Origin of the sequence: Vibrio sp. Vb0598 (assembly GCF_033338935.1) — a bacterium.
Lineage (GTDB): Bacteria > Pseudomonadota > Gammaproteobacteria > Enterobacterales > Vibrionaceae > Vibrio > Vibrio alginolyticus.
On record NZ_JAWOTP010000029.1, the window covers coordinates 25,348 to 41,243 of the forward strand.

The 15,896-nt window shown below is 44.9% G+C and carries 16 protein-coding genes; 5 read left to right on the top strand and 11 right to left on the bottom strand.

Translation table 11 applies throughout. The annotated features are described in order from the left end of the window. Positions 1-719 precede the first annotated feature (719 nt). Positions 720-1,088 (bottom strand): DUF4145 domain-containing protein, encoded by a 369-nt coding sequence (locus R7Q38_RS21135; RefSeq protein WP_318114341.1) that lies wholly within the window; start codon positions 1,086-1,088, stop codon positions 720-722. Positions 1,089-1,144: 56 nt separating this feature from the next. Further along, complete coding sequence (locus R7Q38_RS21140) at positions 1,145-1,321, bottom strand: hypothetical protein (protein ID WP_318114343.1); 177 nt, start codon at positions 1,319-1,321, stop codon at positions 1,145-1,147. A 94-nt stretch (positions 1,322-1,415) separates the two neighbouring features. On the opposite strand from R7Q38_RS21140, the gene R7Q38_RS21145 reads away from it, so the two are divergent. Further along, a complete protein-coding gene (locus R7Q38_RS21145; RefSeq protein ID WP_005389668.1) occupies positions 1,416-1,745 on the top strand; it encodes a DUF2500 domain-containing protein in 330 nt (109 codons plus the stop codon). Here R7Q38_RS21145 and R7Q38_RS21150 read toward each other — a convergent pair. The 7 genes from R7Q38_RS21150 to rhtB all read right to left on the bottom strand — a co-directional run bounded on the left by R7Q38_RS21150 (position 1,742) and on the right by rhtB (position 8,417). After that, a complete protein-coding gene (locus R7Q38_RS21150) occupies positions 1,742-2,755 on the bottom strand; it encodes an acyltransferase (RefSeq protein ID WP_318114345.1) in 1,014 nt (337 codons plus the stop codon). The two genes, R7Q38_RS21145 and R7Q38_RS21150, sit on opposite strands and share 4 nt — an antisense overlap. A gap of 283 nt (positions 2,756-3,038) precedes the next feature. Next, the gene (gene arsJ / locus R7Q38_RS21155) at positions 3,039-4,256 is read right to left on the bottom strand and encodes an organoarsenical effux MFS transporter ArsJ (protein ID WP_053307419.1); all 1,218 of its coding nucleotides are present in this window, start codon (positions 4,254-4,256) and stop codon (positions 3,039-3,041) included. 254 nt (positions 4,257-4,510) lie between these two features. Further along, entirely contained in the window at positions 4,511-5,005 is a 495-nt protein-coding gene (locus tag R7Q38_RS21160) for a cyclin-dependent kinase inhibitor 3 family protein (protein ID WP_318114347.1), read from the bottom strand. A gap of 12 nt (positions 5,006-5,017) precedes the next feature. Then, positions 5,018-6,019: an ArsJ-associated glyceraldehyde-3-phosphate dehydrogenase gene (locus R7Q38_RS21165; protein ID WP_005383630.1), complete on the bottom strand. Its 1,002-nt coding sequence runs from the start codon at positions 6,017-6,019 to the stop codon at positions 5,018-5,020. Between the two features lie 42 nt (positions 6,020-6,061). Further along, on the bottom strand, positions 6,062-6,397 hold the full coding sequence (locus R7Q38_RS21170; RefSeq protein WP_005378730.1) for a metalloregulator ArsR/SmtB family transcription factor: 336 nt from the start codon (positions 6,395-6,397) through the stop codon (positions 6,062-6,064). 154 nt (positions 6,398-6,551) lie between these two features. Next, positions 6,552-7,775, bottom strand: coding sequence for an EAL and HDOD domain-containing protein (locus tag R7Q38_RS21175; protein ID WP_053304474.1), 1,224 nt, complete (start codon positions 7,773-7,775; stop codon positions 6,552-6,554). Positions 7,776-7,799: 24 nt separating this feature from the next. Then, positions 7,800-8,417 carry a homoserine/homoserine lactone efflux protein gene (gene rhtB, locus R7Q38_RS21180; RefSeq protein WP_158157016.1) on the bottom strand — a complete coding sequence of 206 codons (618 nt, stop codon included), beginning with the start codon at positions 8,415-8,417 and terminating at the stop codon, positions 7,800-7,802. Between the two features lie 65 nt (positions 8,418-8,482). Here rhtB and R7Q38_RS21185 point away from each other — a divergent pair, with 65 nt between their 5' ends. Beyond that, a complete protein-coding gene (locus tag R7Q38_RS21185; RefSeq protein ID WP_005378733.1) occupies positions 8,483-9,493 on the top strand; it encodes an alpha/beta fold hydrolase in 1,011 nt (336 codons plus the stop codon). Between the two features lie 244 nt (positions 9,494-9,737). Next, on the top strand, positions 9,738-10,562 hold the full coding sequence (locus R7Q38_RS21190) for a Cof-type HAD-IIB family hydrolase (protein ID WP_005378734.1): 825 nt from the start codon (positions 9,738-9,740) through the stop codon (positions 10,560-10,562). A 50-nt stretch (positions 10,563-10,612) separates the two neighbouring features. Here the strand turns inward: R7Q38_RS21190 and R7Q38_RS21195 are convergent, their stop codons facing one another. Further along, positions 10,613-11,083, bottom strand: a complete 471-nt coding sequence (locus R7Q38_RS21195; protein WP_005378735.1) for an EVE domain-containing protein — start codon at positions 11,081-11,083, stop codon at positions 10,613-10,615. A 47-nt stretch (positions 11,084-11,130) separates the two neighbouring features. On the opposite strand from R7Q38_RS21195, the gene R7Q38_RS21200 reads away from it, so the two are divergent. Both R7Q38_RS21200 and R7Q38_RS21205 read left to right on the top strand, forming a co-directional pair. After that, entirely contained in the window at positions 11,131-12,681 is a 1,551-nt protein-coding gene (locus tag R7Q38_RS21200) for a COG3650 family protein (RefSeq protein ID WP_191116406.1), read from the top strand. After that, positions 12,681-13,277: a tRNA-uridine aminocarboxypropyltransferase gene (locus R7Q38_RS21205; RefSeq protein WP_033907272.1), complete on the top strand. Its 597-nt coding sequence runs from the start codon at positions 12,681-12,683 to the stop codon at positions 13,275-13,277. Before R7Q38_RS21200 ends, R7Q38_RS21205 begins: the two co-directional genes overlap by 1 nt. Before the next feature lie 83 nt (positions 13,278-13,360). Here the strand turns inward: R7Q38_RS21205 and R7Q38_RS21210 are convergent, their stop codons facing one another. Continuing rightward, on the bottom strand, positions 13,361-15,847 hold the full coding sequence (locus tag R7Q38_RS21210; protein WP_053304477.1) for an EAL domain-containing protein: 2,487 nt from the start codon (positions 15,845-15,847) through the stop codon (positions 13,361-13,363). Positions 15,848-15,896 lie beyond the last annotated feature (49 nt).

Below are 15,896 nucleotides of genomic sequence, written 5' to 3' on the forward strand. Positions count from 1 at the left end.
TAGTAGCGCTCTAAGAGAGGAGGAACTACTGATGATTAGGGGTAAAAACTAAGAAAACTGACCTTAATTCAGTAAAAAAAACATCAGACAAGAAAATTAAGTCAATGATAAATAAAATCATAATTTCAATAACAGATAAAAGTGCGGACTTCATAAACCATAAAATCACTAAACACTTTTGAAGCCCATATTTTCTCATAAGGTAAGAAAATCTCACTCCATGCTTTCGATTTGACGATGCAACCTCATAGCACATTTTTTAATTTTCTCAATTTTTGAGAAATACAGACAAAATAAACACCCAACATACCATTCGAAACAAAAAACAATTACAAAGCCAACACCACAAACCATTTAACACTATAAAATCAAACACTTAAAACAAGAAAGGATAAAAACAAAACAATGTGAACACTTTAAATACAGGACAAAAAACATAGTTTCATTAGTCAGAATCACGTAAAACCAGACAAGTTAAGTGTGGTTTTTGAAAAGATTAACGAGCATATGTTGATCAAACCCCAAAAACAGTGCTATATTAAATTCATCGAGTTCATCAAAGATTAAGGGGTAGTGTTATGATTTCATCTTCTCAAAAACAAGGGCTGGTTATGATTGCAGTGGTTGTGGGTTTAATGACACTGCCAATGATGTACTAACCAAATGATTTAAAATAAAAAAGGACGCAAATGCGTCCTTTTTTATTTATCTGTATTGCTCTACTGAATGTGCTGAGACAAAATATCCCAGTGCATATAGTAGAAACCAAGAGCGGCCAGCGTAATCAACGTCATTAGCAAAATTGCTGTACGCCAAATAAAGCGAGAGCTTCTTGGTGTCAGCTCTTTTTCACAAGCATCACATGCCGCCATAAAGCCTTTACGATCATCCAGCTTGTAATCGTCTTCGTGCACCACTTTATTACGCACTGTCGCGATGAATCGAAGCTTTGCTATCACGTCATGCGGTAAACGTTCTTCACAACTATTAATAAGTTGGTGCAACCCTTTCCCTTCTGCATGGTACTGAGTACGCAAAAGTTTTTCGATCGTTCGGGTACGCATGACTACTTTTTCAATATCTGACATCGTAACCCTCCTTACCAGACCCTTCCTATGTTCATTATTTTTATTCTTCTATAAATTTAGAGCTTTTTCGAGCCGTTAAGTGCAATTTTACTTTCAATTTGTGCCCTTAAGCTCATATAGCCTAACAAGTGAAAGCCGCTTCGTTCAGCTTTAGTGACTTCGCTTGCAGATGAAGCGACGATTTCATCGTGCATCATTAAGATAAATCGTGAAGTGCGCCGAATAATCTCCATATCCCTTTCATTAGATTATGAATAAGTTACCTCAACTCATCGTTTCGTCAGCGAGTTCTGTAGAATGGGACCCGATAAAACATTGGAGGTTAATATGCCAATCTCACTTATTGTCGCCCTATTCGCCCTTATTGCCTTGGGCGCGTGGGTGTTTTTCCGTTTTTATAGTAAGCACTATGTGGGCGAAGACGCTCCAGAGCAAAGCGCGCAGGTAACGGTTTTAGATAAACAAGCGATAGACATACCAAACGCACCACCAGGTCAAGACGATCAAGAGTATTGGATTTACGTTCAACGTGGTTCTATCGGTCCAAAGCGTGAATTCCAAATTGGAGTGCATTACTACCATGCACTCAATCCTGGAGATAAGGGAACACTGACCTATCGCGGCAACAAGTTCCTTCACTTCGCTATCAAACGTTAAGGCAGTAACCAACGAGTCTTGGCAGAACGAGAAAAGAGATAGCTCATCGCCAAGGCTCCAGCTCCACTTAGAACGATCCAGACTGGAATCACCCACGCAGGATGTCCTGTGTACCAACCGAACTCTTTCATCGGCCATAAGAAAATAGGATGAAGTAAGTAAATCCCTAAGCTGTGCTGACTGATCACACTTACCACTTTTTGTACTTTTGGTGATAAGCCTTCACCAAAGTAACGCCCGATCATAAAAATCATCGAAGCTGCTAGAATCACATTCAGTGTTTTATAAGAGAGCCAGCGCCCAACCGTATACTTCTCCGCCTCTAAGCTATTTGTCACAACCATCGTAAAGGTCACTGCCAACGCCACGAGTCCTAGCCCAACAAATAAGGTCACCATAGAGCGATTCGAAGGTACCTTTTGAAATAAAACATACCCCAGTGGAAGGTAACCCATATAAAGCCACATCTGATTACTCCACGGGCCATCAATCTTGAACAAGAACAGTGTGCTGGTGAAAAGCCAAAATGCGAGATAGGTATACAAGACGTTGTCATCCACGTTACGTACCATCCATTGAAACAGCGGAATCACAAAATACAGTGGTATAAAGTAATAGAAAAAGCCGAGATGGTAATACGTTGCGTGGAATGGGCTATTGCTTAATACCTCTTTTACGGTTTCAAAATCAAAGCCTTGAAAAGTCCAACCTGAAAGGTATGCATAAAACATCGACCAAATAAGAAATGGAACTAAAACTTTGCCCAAACGCCTTTTGATATAATACTTACCGTCAAATGGTCGAGTGTCACTGAGCATTAGCGCTCCGGTGATCAAAATAAAAACTGGCACTGCCCAGCGGGTTACGCTATTCACGCCTACCGCTGTCAGCCATTGGTCAAATGGAATCACTCCTAACTCATTTCGATACGGTGCCAAGACGTGAATGGCGATCACTGCTACCGCTGCGAAGCAGCGCAATAAATCAAAAAACAGAACCCTTTCTCTCATACCTTTCCCTACTTTGAGTCGCTTATCGTTTATAGCATAGGGTAAATCTCAACCAGTGAAATGGTTAACAATCTGTTTTTGCTTATTTTTAACTCAACAATGACCTACAACGGGGATTTCATCACCACTCTAATCACTTAACGAGAACCAAAAACCAAGCATCAGTATTCACTCTCGATGCCAAACCGACACAATCTGATTACAGCAAACGGCGCATAAGAAACAAAAATGGCTCCGATTTGGAGCCATTTATACCATCTACAGATAGCGATACTGGGGATAGTTACGCAGTAGCAACATCAGCTTTTGGCAACTTAATTGAAATCAGCGTCGTCAGTGCCAAGAAAGCAAAAGAAACCCATAAGCACGCTGCAAGACCAGCCTCTTGGTAGATCCAACCCGATAATACCGTGCCAATCAAACGTCCCATCGCATTGGCCATGTAGTAAAAACCGACATCCAACGAGACGCCATCGCCTTTAGCGTAGCTCACTATCAAGTACGAGTGCAGCGAAGAGTTAATGGCAAACACAGCGCCAAAAATCATCAAACCTACCACAATCACCAATTCAGGCTGCCAACCGATTTGCACACCATAAGCAATACCAGCCGTAATTAACGCTAGGACTCCTGCCCACACCAATGCTGCACTACCATCAGGCACACGACCTTGCGCTTTGCCAGTAATACGCGGCGCAAAGCCTTGCACAAACCCATAAGCAATGACCCACGCTGCGAGAAAGCTACCAACCCACAAGTGATCCCAGCCAAACACGCTACCAAGATAAATAGGCAGAGCAACGACAAACCACACATCACGAGCACCAAACAAGAACATGCGTGCTGCGGATAAAATGTTTATCGATTCAGACTTGGAGAATATTTGGCGAAACTTAGGTTTACTCTTTGCTTTACCCATGTCCGCTTCTAGCCAGATCATGCTGCAAACAAACACTAATGTAAGTACACCCGCCATAATAAACATCGAGTTTTGAAAACCCACCCAAGACAGCAGCAAGCCACCAACAAAAAAGCCCGCTCCTTTGAGTGCATTCTTCGAGCCAGTCAAAATCGCTACCCATTTGTAGAGCGCACCTTGCTGTTCGTCTGGTACTAGCGTTTTAATCGCGCTCTTAGCACTCATTTTGTTCAGATCTTTGGCAATCCCCGACAGAGCCTGCGCTGCCATCACCCAAGGAATGGTCAGCCATGCATTTGGTACTGCGAGCATCAGCAACGCAAACACTTGCATCGCTAAACCAATGTTCATGGTTTTATTTAGGCCTAACCTTGCGCCCAACCAACCACCAACCAGGTTTGTCACCACACCAAAAAATTCATAGAAAAGAAACAGTGAGGCAATAGCTAACGTGGAATAACCTAAGTCATGAAAATAGAGCACCACCAGCATACGCAGTGCGCCATCGGTCACCGTAAAGTTCCAATAGTTAAACGTCACTAACATGTACTGACGAATACTTTTGCTTAATTGAGAAATCATATTGACCTCATATGTACAGCGATAGAAGCATTTAGATCATCATGTTCTAAATACTTCCTAACCTGTACAGCAACATTGACCAATATAATGTTGCTGTGATTTTCAAAAAATGCTCCAACATCAATAAAAAGCAAAATACACTTTAAAAACAATGCACTAGTTGATGTTAATGTCATTTTTTGTAAACAGTCGTATCCTGAAGAAGCTCGAATTTAGCTTTTGGATCATAATGAACCAAAAGCTATTTAAGCTGATCAAGCGTCTTGAGCCACGCGTTCGATGTACTCAACTTGCACAGGTTTTGTAAATGCACCAGGGCGCAATGCCTGCACTTTTCGCACGATATCTTCTAACTGCCATTCCTTTTCTAGGAGTAGGTGAGCAGCGAACAAACCTGTGCGCCCCGAACCACCCATGCAATGCATCGCAACTTTGCCACCTTGAGCAAGAATCGCGTGCAGTTCCGGACTGGCTTGTTGCCACTTCGTCGCAAACTCTTCATCTGGTGCGCAGTCGTCTTCAATCTCGATCTGGAACCATTTCATACCCAGTTGCTGAGTGGCTTCACCCAATGCAGAGACATTCTTCGCAGCTAATTCACTATCATCTAATGCAGTAACGACCGCTTGAACACCCAGCTCTTTCAACTGTTCTAACGACGCATGCAAATCGACACCTTTCGTTCCTGGGCACGGTGTTAAGATTAAAGCACCGGAGTCCAAATCTAATTGCCATGTAGGATGAGACATTGTGACCCCCTTTTAAGCCAAACCAACGTTACGAACCAGCTCTGCTGTGCGCGTTGCATAACCCATTTCGTTATCGTACCAAGCGTAAATCTTAACCATACGAGAACCCACAACCATGGTTGATTGCGCATCAACGATGGTTGAACGTTGGTCGCCTTTATAATCGATAGAAACTAAAGGACGCTCTTCGAAGCCAAGGATGCCTTTCAAATCACCTTCAGATGCTTCTTTTAACAGTGCATTCACTTCTTCTGCTGTGGTATCACGCTTCACATCAAAAATGATGTCTGTTAACGATGCGTTTGCTAGAGGTACGCGAACCGCATGACCATTAATTTTGTCTTTTAATTCTGGGAAAATTTCGACAATCGCCTTCGCGCTCCCCGTCGTGGTCGGGATAAGGCTCATGCCGCATGCTCTTGCACGGCGTAGATCTTTGTGTGGCGCATCCAAAATAGTTTGCGTATTCGTCAGGTCGTGAATGGTCGTAAAAGAAGATTGTTCGATACCCAATTTCTCATGAATGACTTTAACCACAGGTGCGATACAGTTAGTCGTACACGAAGCTGCTGTCACGATACGATGTTTTTCAGGGTCGAAAATATGGTCGTTCACGCCCACCACAATGTTCGCAATACCTTCTTCTTTCACAGGTGCGCTTACCACGACACGTTTCACGCCTTGCTCTAGGTATTTGTTTAGGAATGATGTTTTGCGATGTACGCCTGTCGCTTCAATCACAACATCACAATCAGACCAGTTCACCGCATCGATATCGCGTTGTTGAGTCGTGGCGACACGCTTGCCGTTGATGACGAGCTCACTGCCTTCGACCTGAACTCCATGATGCCAACGACCTTGCACTGAATCGAATTCTAATAAGTGACCAAGCGTAGCGGCGTCACCTGCGACATCGTTGATTAACACAAACTCCAATTCTGGCCAATCAAATGCCGCTCGCAGCGCTAAGCGACCAATTCGGCCAAAGCCATTAATTCCTACTTTAATTGTCATAGTTTTACCCTCTAATCTTCTACCTTGAATCTCTATTCGCTGTTAACAGCAAGCCTCACGACTTTTATCGTGTAAGCGTGTGATGTCGTCTTGGTATTCCTGCTTCAAACAGTTTGATGCCACTAAGTCTTCAATTAACTTTCGCATCCAACCTGGTAATTGCTGTGATAACTCGTAATACACCCATTGTCCTTGGCGTTTATCCACCAAGATGCCACTGGATCGTAACTGAGCAAGATGACGAGAAACTTTCGGCTGGCTCTCTTGCAGAGCAAACGCCAAATCACCAACGCAAGTTTCACCTTCACGGGCCACGAGCATTAAACAACGTACGCGTGTTTCATCGGATAACAGCTTAAAAAACTGATGTGGAAGCATAATGAACATACCTATATATGGATATGCGTATATGTTTATTTAATTAAGGTATATCGTCAAGAGGAAACCGTCCATCGTCATAAAAGTTTCACATCTAACGAACAGCTTGATTGTAAAGAGAGAGATTCAAAGAGATAAAAGATAAGACCAGAAATTATGCAGTCGCGATGCTTTGACTCCAGCGAACCGCTTCACCTAAGGAGAGTTTCACTTCCTCTAAAGGCAACCCCAATTGCATCGTGATTTTTTCAACCCCTGACCAATCGGCACGCTCGTAGCACTCTTCGAGGGAAATAAGTGCACCATAAACCCCTTTGCGATGTAATAGCGCTTGTTGTACTGAATGACTAAGCGGTAACTGCCTAACTAAAGATTCCACCGAAAGATCCAACAGCGCATCTAGAATCGACAGCAAACCAACCATGAAACCTTGTTCGTTGAGGTGAGAGAATGGCTGATAGCGCGACATCAATTGGCAAAATTGAGCTCGTTGCAATGAAAGGTGATACAGCTCTCGAGGCTTGTTACTGGAGATATACGATGCCACAACCAAAGAGACAAACTGCTTAAGGTTATCCTGGCCAAGATAAATCAATGCCTGACGAAAAGAGCTGATTTCGACAGCCAAATTCGGCGCTTGCGTATTTACAAAACGCAATAATTTATACGAAAGCGCGACATCTTGCGTAATGATGGACTCGATACGAGTAAAGTCAGGCTCAGGAGCACAAACTTCACGAAACAGTTGCAATGCCAACACTTGCTCAGGACTGACGTATTTAGTCTGCGAGACGAGTGGCTTGCTAAAAAAATAACCTTGGAAAAATTTAAAGCCAGCCGCTTTCGCTTGCTCAAACTCTTCTGCGGTTTCAACACGTTCTGCTAAAAAGTGGTATTTGACGCGTTTGGCAAGGTGTGTTTTGACCAGTTCACAGGCCTTTTCAAGCCCCATCGCCATAATGTCGAGCTTCACAATATGCACATATGGCAAAAAACGGCGCCATTCTGGTGTTAGGGTGAAGTCATCCAAAGCGATCAAGTAACCTTCTCGATAAAACTCACGAATCGCATCAAGAAGCTCATCCGTAGGTTGGCACGTTTCCAACACTTCGATGACAATTTTGTTTTTCGGCAAACTGCGCGGCAAACGTCGCACCAAGCTTTGATGAGGAAAGTTAATAAAGCATCTAGAAGAGGCAATCACTGGGTTAGTACCCAGCGATAGGAAGTTTTCGACAATCAGTCGGTATGTCGCTCGATTTGAATCAATATGTGAAGGGTATGCGTTACTCTCCCCGTCTCGAAACAACAATTCATAACCCAGCGTCTGTCTTTTTCGGTTAAAGATCGGCTGGCGAGCGACATACGTTGTATTCATGCTAAAGAAGGACCTATAAATGGCTTATGACTTTGCAGCTGCTAATAATGCACCACAACCCATGAACATTGAACCGAATACTTTGTTTATTTTTCCCATGATTTTATCGGAGCGAATAAAGCGTCCCATTTGTGCTGCCAAGCTCGTGTAACCCAACATTACACACGCATCAATCACGACCGTAGTGACGCCAAGCACCAACAGTTGCGTGATTTGGTCTTTTGCCGGGTCAATAAACTGCGGGAACAACGCCACCAGAAAAACAATCGATTTAGGGTTGGTGAGGTTAATCAACACTGCCTTGTACAACAGCGCCGTGCCTGACATCTCGTTGTGGTTTTCAGCTGCGACTAAGCTTGATGTGTCGCGCCATTTCTGAACCCCCAGCCAAACCAGATAAGCGGCACCAACCCATTTAATGACAGAAAATGCGGTTGCTGACTGCGCGACAAGCGCACCAATACCCGCCCCCACCAGCGTGATGTGGATAACTAAACCAATTTGTAAGCCAATAATGGCACCCAGTGATTTACGGGTACCGTAACTCAAACCATTACTGATTGAGTTCACCGTGCCAGAGCCCGGAGCCAAACTAAAAACGATTGCTGTTACTACATAAGCTAACCAGACATGGGTATCCATTGCATTTCCTCACTAATTCTTCGATGATACATCGCGTAAACAACGTATCTTCAGGTAATCAACTAATGGCGACTAACCATTCACCTTTGACTTATACTCAAGAGACATTATTTGAGCAAGCAATTGGTGGTCCGATCGCAGCACTTTGGCAAACTCGCCAAGAGGGCTTTGTTAAAGGGACTGAGAAAAAGAACATTTACTGGTGCAAGCTAACCAACCCAGAGCATAAAAAAGCAGTGCTCATCGTAAATGGACGCATTGAGTCTTCCTGGAAATACCAAGAGCTGTTTTACGATCTCTACCGCCAAGGTTTCGATGTCTATTCCTTTGACCACCGCGGACAAGGTTTATCAGATCGTTTATTATCTGACTCAGATATGGGTCACGTCTATGACTTTACTGATTATATTGATGATATGGACATCGTCGTAAAAAAACACGACCTTAGCGAATATCAACAATGCTTCATCATCGCGCACTCTATGGGCGGCGCGATCGCCACACGTTACCTGCAAACTCACCCAGAACACCCTTTTACTGGTTTGATTCTAAGTGCGCCCATGTTTGGCATTAACCTGCCATGGTACCTTTCACCAATAGCGATTCCGGTCACACAAATTATGTCAGCGGTATCGACTTTGCCACGCTACGCACCAGGACATCAGGCCTACTTCCCTAAGCCCTTTGAAGATAACCCACTTAGCCAAAGTTACGGCCGCTACCAATGGTTCCGAAACCTATATACGGAAAAACCGGAACTGCAAGTCGGTGGGCCAAGCACTCGCTGGGTTTGGCAAGGGCTCATGGCCGCCAAGCAGTGCTTTTTATTAACTCGCCAAGTCAAAATACCAGTAATCCTAATCCAAGCCGGAAACGATCGGATTGTTAGCAACCTCGCGCAAAAGCGTTTTATTGATAAATTGCGGAAAACCAACCCGCACGCGGAGCTGCTTTCTATCGAAGGCGCACAGCATGAAATCTTGTTCGAGACCGACAAGTATCGTAATCAAGCGCTCGATGCGATTTTCCGCTTTATGAATGACCCTAAATCACCATCAAACGAACAAGCACAATAAGAACTCTAGGCGACCATTTCACGACTAAGATTAAAGAGGAAATGTCTACACATCGATTTACCCTCTTTTTCATCCTCATTTTGACGTACACTGCTTGAACTTGGCTACTTTGACACTGTGTTTAACCGCATAGTGCTACGAGCCCAAGTTCCCCCGCATTCGGAGCAGTACGATCTAGTCAGTCTGCTGTACTCCGTTTGCAATTCACCTGTTCCACACTATCCAAACCGTTTACGAGGACTTCATGAGCACATCGCTACCTTGCAAAGAGATCACCAAAATCGTTGCCTCTGATCTGGATGGCACGTTACTCGCACCTAACCATCAGCTCAGTGCTTACTCAAAAGAGACGCTAAAAGCGCTGCATGAAAAGGGTTATACCTTTGTCTTTGCAACCGGCCGTCACCACGTAGACGTTGCGAGCATCCGTCGCCAAGTTGGCATTCCAGCTTATATGATCACGTCGAACGGTGCCCGAGTGCATGACCAGGAAGATCAGCTAATGTACAGCGAGAATGTCCCTGCGGAGCTGGTACAAGGCGTGATCGACACGATCAAACATGATCAAGAAATACTTATTCACATGTATCAAAATGATAGCTGGTTGATGAACAAGGATGATGAAACGTTACGTGACTTCCACGATGAATTCACTTACGTCTTATTTGATGAAGACCAAGCCCCAACTGACGGTATTGCGAAAGTTTTCTTCACGCATCCAGGAGAAGACCACGAACGTTTGGTCGTATTTGAAAACAAACTACGTGAGCAGTTTGGTGATAAGCTGAACATCGCATTTTCAACGCCTTGGTGTTTGGAAGTAATGAGCGCTGGCGTGTCTAAAGGTCATGCTCTTGAAGCGGTAGCGAAAAAACTCGACCTCACGTTAGAAAACTGCGTAGCATTTGGTGATGGCATGAATGACGTAGAAATGCTGTCGATGGCAGGTAAAGGGCTAGTTATGGGTACATCACACGAAAAAGTGATGAAAGCTCTACCAAATAATGAAGTAATTGGCAGCAATGCAGAAGATGCGGTTGCACACTACCTACAAGAACACTTGCTGTAAGCTTCAATACTCCAAATAATGAAGGGCTGCACATTCGCAGCCCTTTTCTTTTATCGCTGACTTGGCAGCTTCTCTTTGCCAAGAATCGCGTCCCATTCTTCTTCTGTCACGGGCATAATCGACAAGCGATTTCCACGTTTCACCAACGGCATGTTCTCAAGTTCTGGCATCGCTTTCATCACCGACAACGGAATCACTCGCGCCGTTTTACGTACAAACTCGACATCCACCATAATCCAACGCGGGTTGTCTGGGTCTGACTTTGGATCGTAATAATCGCTTTCGGGATCGAATTGGAAATGATCGGGATAGGCTTCTCTCACAACTTTAGCAATACCTGCCACGCCAACATGTTTACAAGAAGAGTGGTAAATCAGGACTAAATCGCCCACCTTCACTTGGTCACGCATCATATTGCGCGCCTGATAATTACGAACTCCCTCCCAACATGAAACCTTTTGGGTTCGAAGCGTGTCAATAGAAAAGGTATCTGGTTCAGTTTTAAATAACCAATATGCCATAATGCCATCCGATGCCGATTGAGTAACAATAATGAGGAAGATATAACATGAAGGCTTTGAAAAACCCAGTGGCGCTTGCCACCCTGCTGGTTCTGCAAGCATGTAGTTCACAGCCGCCACAATCTGGTGCTGCTGACCCAACCTCTCCACCTGCAACCTTAGATAAGCCTGAAACCATTCAACCTCAAACTTTTATGCTACGCGGAAAAGTGATCGTCGGTCACGAGAGCCAATACATCATGCCTTGTGGCAGCGACAAGCAATATTGGTTGCAACTATCACCACAGCAAATGCAACGAGCAATTCAGTTAAATAACGAGCCTTACCAGACTATGTATGGCGAGGTTATCGGCCACCTCAACCCACCGGGCATCGATGGGTTTTCTGCTGATTTCGATGCTAACTTTGTCGTGGAACAAGTGAACTTCCTCACAACGGAAAATCCAAACCGTTGTCAGCAACCAAACAAACCAACTCGCGTGTTTGGTAATGAGCCTTCTTGGTCGGCAAGCTTTGAGGCTAATGGACTAACATTCCAGCAAATCGGCAAACAAACCACAAAATTAGCGATTAACAGCAGTCAGCTTCAACCTCGCCAGCGCACTTATCAACTGCAAGGTGGTGAGCTTCGCTTAACAGAAAACCTCTGCTCAGACACAATGAGCGATTCTTTGTATGGCTGGAAAGCAACACTAAAACATGATGGCGAGACGTATCAAGGTTGTGGTATGGCTGCAAACGTCGATGCAACGCTTGGCTGGGCTAATACCTATGTCGCGACCTCAACTCAATCACAAGGTTTTGAAGTACAAATGACCTTAAACCCAGACCACAGCGCCACAACAAAATACCGTTACGCCAATGGACAAGCACCATTAATCGAGCGTGGTTACTGGCAACAGTTAAGTCCGTCTCAGGTTCAAGTTGTCATGACGCATCATCAACAGCAAAGACTGATGTCAGAGCGACTGTTTACTCGAGAAGGCAATCAGCTCAAAGCGACCAAAGAAAAAGTCGGTAACTTAGTATACCCAATCGCCGATGGTGGTTTAGTCCTTTATCCTGCCACCGTTCGTGATGAAGGCATCATGCAACTAGCCGAAAAACGCACCAACAACCCCATCGGTAGTGCTGACGTCCCTTCTAGTGCAGAGTTTGATTCAAAAGTAGATGCCGCGGTGCGCAACTACTTCTTTATCCATCAAACCACCCCCAACAACAACCAATACCGTTGGCTAACTTACGACCTCAACAGCGATGGTAACGAAGAGCTATTGGTACAGTTGGATTGGTGTGGTTCCGGAGGCTGTACATTGCTGATATTTGAACATCACGAAAAGGAATGGCGATTTAATAGCCGCATTACACTAGTGCAAAGCCCGATTATGCTCGGCCAACAAACCTCTCATGGTTGGCGAGATCTGATTTTTAATGTCAGCGGTGGCGGAGCTAAAGCGGCTCAACACGTGATGCAATACACTGGGGTTAGCTACCCACTCAACCCAAGCATGGCGCCAACGGCAACGCCGAACCAAGTCAGTGGTGTGCGTCTGTTCTCTGATGGGATAAGCCCGGTGCGAGAAGGAGTTCGTCTGTAATGTCACAACCGTGTCCAACCTGCGGTTTTCAATTCAATTGTATGTGCTCGCTAATGCCGAAACTTAACAGTGAGCACAACATCCTGCTGTTAATGCATCCGAATGAACTGAAGCGTGATACTAATACCGGCCAGCTACTAGAGCAGTGCCAACTCAACATTGAGCGAGTAATCTGGGATCGCAAACAGCCACCAGCAGAATTGCTCACTCTATTAGCTGATCCGTCGCGGTATCCGGTGTTGCTCTTCCCCTGTGAAGAAAGTATCACACTCGAACATGTGGTACTCCAAAGCCAGCAACAAACCAAAACTCCGCTGTTTATTATTTTAGATGCCACCTGGCAAGAGGCGCGCAAGATGATCAATAAGAGCCGTTGGTTAGAAGGTATCCCTACGATGGGATTGTCTGCGTCGGCGGACTCACAATATCAGCTGCGACGCAACCAACAACAAGGCAATTTATGCACGTTTGAAGTCGCTGCACATTTGCTCGGGCAACTTGGAGAACAAAACAACCAACAACAAATGCAGCGCTTTTTTGCCCATTACCTCGCTCTGTTCCAAGCTGAAAAGAGTGGACACGCTCTTAAGCGTTAACCATTAAGCTCAGTAGAAGAACCAAACAAAAAACGCAGCCTACGCTGCGTTTTTTACGACAAGAAGTTTCACGTGAAACATCATTAAAACAGTCGAGTCGGCTCGCCAAGATAGTAACCCTGCAAATAATCCACCCCCATGTCTTGTGCAATGGTACACACCTCCTGATTGTGGACGAACTCCGCCACCGTCTCCGCGTTAAACACTTGGCACAAACGCACCAACTGGGAAGCGATCTTGCGCTGTTTTAAGTCTTTATCAATATCACGAATCAAGCTGCCATCGAGCTTTATGACTTCTGGCTCCAACTTTAGGATTTCATCGATATTCGAATAGCCGGAGCCAAAGTCATCAACAATGATACGCGCCCCTAAGCTTCTAAAATGACTGCACACTTCTATCATTCGGCCGTAGTCTTTGATCTGCTCAGATTCCAGCACTTCTAAACCAATTCGCCTTGGGTCATTTAGCTGGCTAATTTCATGCTCTAAAAGCATTAAAGTTTTATCACTGAGCAAATCTTGCGGCGATAAGTTTATAGAAAAGTCACCTTGCTTATCTCGCATATAATGCAACGTAGAATGAATCATGTGCCGACTTAGTCGAGTGTAAAGATGCGTATCAGAGATAATTGGCAGAAAACGTCCTGGCGCAATCACCGTTCCATCGGCTTCCAGAATACGAACCAAACATTCTTGGCTTGCCAATTTGTGGCTACTCGCATGCACAATAGGTTGGCTATAAGTGATGATATTCTGTTTGAGAATGGCTCTACTGACGCAACTTAGCCATCCAAGTTGCTCTTTACGCACATCCTCACTGACTTCAATATCTTTCGCATTACAGATATGAGTATTACTGCGTACACCGGAGCGCCTCGCTTCGATGCCTTTGAGTAAGAGCTCATCTACTGAAGCGGATGGAAAGTCTCGACGACTCACTAAGCCGCCGCATAGCGAGATAGAAAGATAATCTATTTCACGTAGGCCAATTGGCTCAAAATTAGTTTGTTCTACCGCGTCAGCAAAACGCGTAAAGTGCTGTTTGATGGTTTCGCTGCTTTGGTCAGCTTTAAATATGAATGCCCATTCACCAACCCCAATACTATAAAGCTGTAAAGCCGTTGGCATGCCAAAACGCTTTCGTAGTCGATTCGTAAAGTGCATTGAGAGATCTTTGAGTAATTGATCTCCCACTCGGTAGCCGTATTTTTCGTTGATATGACTAAAGTTAAGTAGCTTTAGAGTCAACAAATGCTCATCCAAATCGATGTTACTCAGCCGCTCTTGCAATGCGACCCGGTTTTGTAACCCCGTGCGACTGTCGCGTCGATAGCTTTCTTGTAACTTGCGCGTTTGGCGATCGAGTTGATATCCCATATGCGCGTTCATATGGTTGAGATCGCCGATCGCATTTCGAATCAAGCTAAACAGCGGTGAAATAGAGGAGCTAACGGGCGACTTAGGCAAGTTCAATGTTTGCACTTCGTCTCCCTCTCGCATCGCTAAATACGTCAGGCTGTGATGAAGAATTTCGGGCTGACCAATACCACCATGCAGTTCCCCCATACAGTAACTACCAAACGTCGTCGCAATATCTTTGAAGGCTTGGACTTCGTCGCTGCTGTCAATAAAGTCTAACCGTGACGCGCAGTTAAAAATCATCACGACTTCAGGTTGGTGCATGGCTAACTCAACCACACCATGCCGCACTTGCTCGAGCGTTAACGAGGGATGGTTATAGCAAAATTGCACTTCGTCACCAAGACACCAGGGCCTGTCGAAGCTCATACTGCCATCAGCGTGTAGCTCCGTTACCGTACAAACTTCCTTTCGCCCTAAGCTTTCTCGATATAAAGGAAAGCTGAGCAGTTGACTCAGCGTCACGTCATGGCCATCCGCCAAGTAACGCTTGTATACGTCCAGCGCTTTCTTCTCACCTAAACAATACAAGCGCGTTCCTTTTGCATGAGTGACTTTGTGTGGCATGCCAATCGGGTTCCACTCCGAATACGCATCAGTCCATAGCTTCAAAGTATCACTGTGCAAAGCTACGGCAACCACAGCGTTATCGTAAACTCGGTTTTGATATAGCACCCAGCAGCCATCGTCAATACTCTGCGCCAACCCTCCAGAAATCACTACTTCTTCACTGGCGAAGGTTTGAAACAAGGGATAGTCACGTCGTTCAATTTGCACAGCAAAGCTGAGGATCACCTGTGAATTATGCTGCATTAGAAGAGAGCGCTTGAGTTCCCCGCCATCAATGTCAGGGGAGTAAGAGTATGTTTGTACCGCAGAAGTCAGCGTGGTTTGCTCAAATTCAATCACACTCACTAGGCAACCAGAGGTAAATATCTCCCCTTCCAGAATCACATTACGCGTACTATGCCCCATAACATGAGCATTCGGCAGCGACGACAAAACGGCGTCTGCAAGTGTGGTCGTAATTTCGCGCGATTGCGTCGACAATATTTGTACTAAATATTGTTTATCTGAGGAAGTCGGAAAAGTGACTAAAAAGTCATTCAGTTGACTGACATCGTGAACTAGTTTTGAAAAAGCTCGCATGGACCTACCACTGCCGTAACACTATCTTCACCACGACGTGTGGCGTTAC

What these genes read in the sequence shown, in the direction of transcription:
- R7Q38_RS21135 (WP_318114341.1), bottom strand. Translation starts at nt 1,088, where the DNA reads ATGTCAGATATTGAAAAAGTAGTCATGCGTACCCGAACGATCGAAAAA.
- R7Q38_RS21140 (WP_318114343.1), bottom strand. Translation starts at nt 1,321, where the DNA reads ATGGAGATTATTCGGCGCACTTCACGATTTATCTTAATGATGCACGAT.
- R7Q38_RS21145 (WP_005389668.1), top strand. Translation starts at nt 1,416, where the DNA reads ATGCCAATCTCACTTATTGTCGCCCTATTCGCCCTTATTGCCTTGGGC.
- R7Q38_RS21150 (WP_318114345.1), bottom strand. Translation starts at nt 2,755, where the DNA reads ATGAGAGAAAGGGTTCTGTTTTTTGATTTATTGCGCTGCTTCGCAGCG.
- arsJ (WP_053307419.1), bottom strand. Translation starts at nt 4,256, where the DNA reads ATGATTTCTCAATTAAGCAAAAGTATTCGTCAGTACATGTTAGTGACG.
- R7Q38_RS21160 (WP_318114347.1), bottom strand. Translation starts at nt 5,005, where the DNA reads ATGTCTCATCCTACATGGCAATTAGATTTGGACTCCGGTGCTTTAATC.
- R7Q38_RS21165 (WP_005383630.1), bottom strand. Translation starts at nt 6,019, where the DNA reads ATGACAATTAAAGTAGGAATTAATGGCTTTGGCCGAATTGGTCGCTTA.
- R7Q38_RS21170 (WP_005378730.1), bottom strand. Translation starts at nt 6,397, where the DNA reads ATGCTTCCACATCAGTTTTTTAAGCTGTTATCCGATGAAACACGCGTA.
- R7Q38_RS21175 (WP_053304474.1), bottom strand. Translation starts at nt 7,775, where the DNA reads ATGAATACAACGTATGTCGCTCGCCAGCCGATCTTTAACCGAAAAAGA.
- rhtB (WP_158157016.1), bottom strand. Translation starts at nt 8,417, where the DNA reads ATGGATACCCATGTCTGGTTAGCTTATGTAGTAACAGCAATCGTTTTT.
- R7Q38_RS21185 (WP_005378733.1), top strand. Translation starts at nt 8,483, where the DNA reads ATGGCGACTAACCATTCACCTTTGACTTATACTCAAGAGACATTATTT.
- R7Q38_RS21190 (WP_005378734.1), top strand. Translation starts at nt 9,738, where the DNA reads ATGAGCACATCGCTACCTTGCAAAGAGATCACCAAAATCGTTGCCTCT.
- R7Q38_RS21195 (WP_005378735.1), bottom strand. Translation starts at nt 11,083, where the DNA reads ATGGCATATTGGTTATTTAAAACTGAACCAGATACCTTTTCTATTGAC.
- R7Q38_RS21200 (WP_191116406.1), top strand. Translation starts at nt 11,131, where the DNA reads ATGAAGGCTTTGAAAAACCCAGTGGCGCTTGCCACCCTGCTGGTTCTG.
- R7Q38_RS21205 (WP_033907272.1), top strand. Translation starts at nt 12,681, where the DNA reads ATGTCACAACCGTGTCCAACCTGCGGTTTTCAATTCAATTGTATGTGC.
- R7Q38_RS21210 (WP_053304477.1), bottom strand. Translation starts at nt 15,847, where the DNA reads ATGCGAGCTTTTTCAAAACTAGTTCACGATGTCAGTCAACTGAATGAC.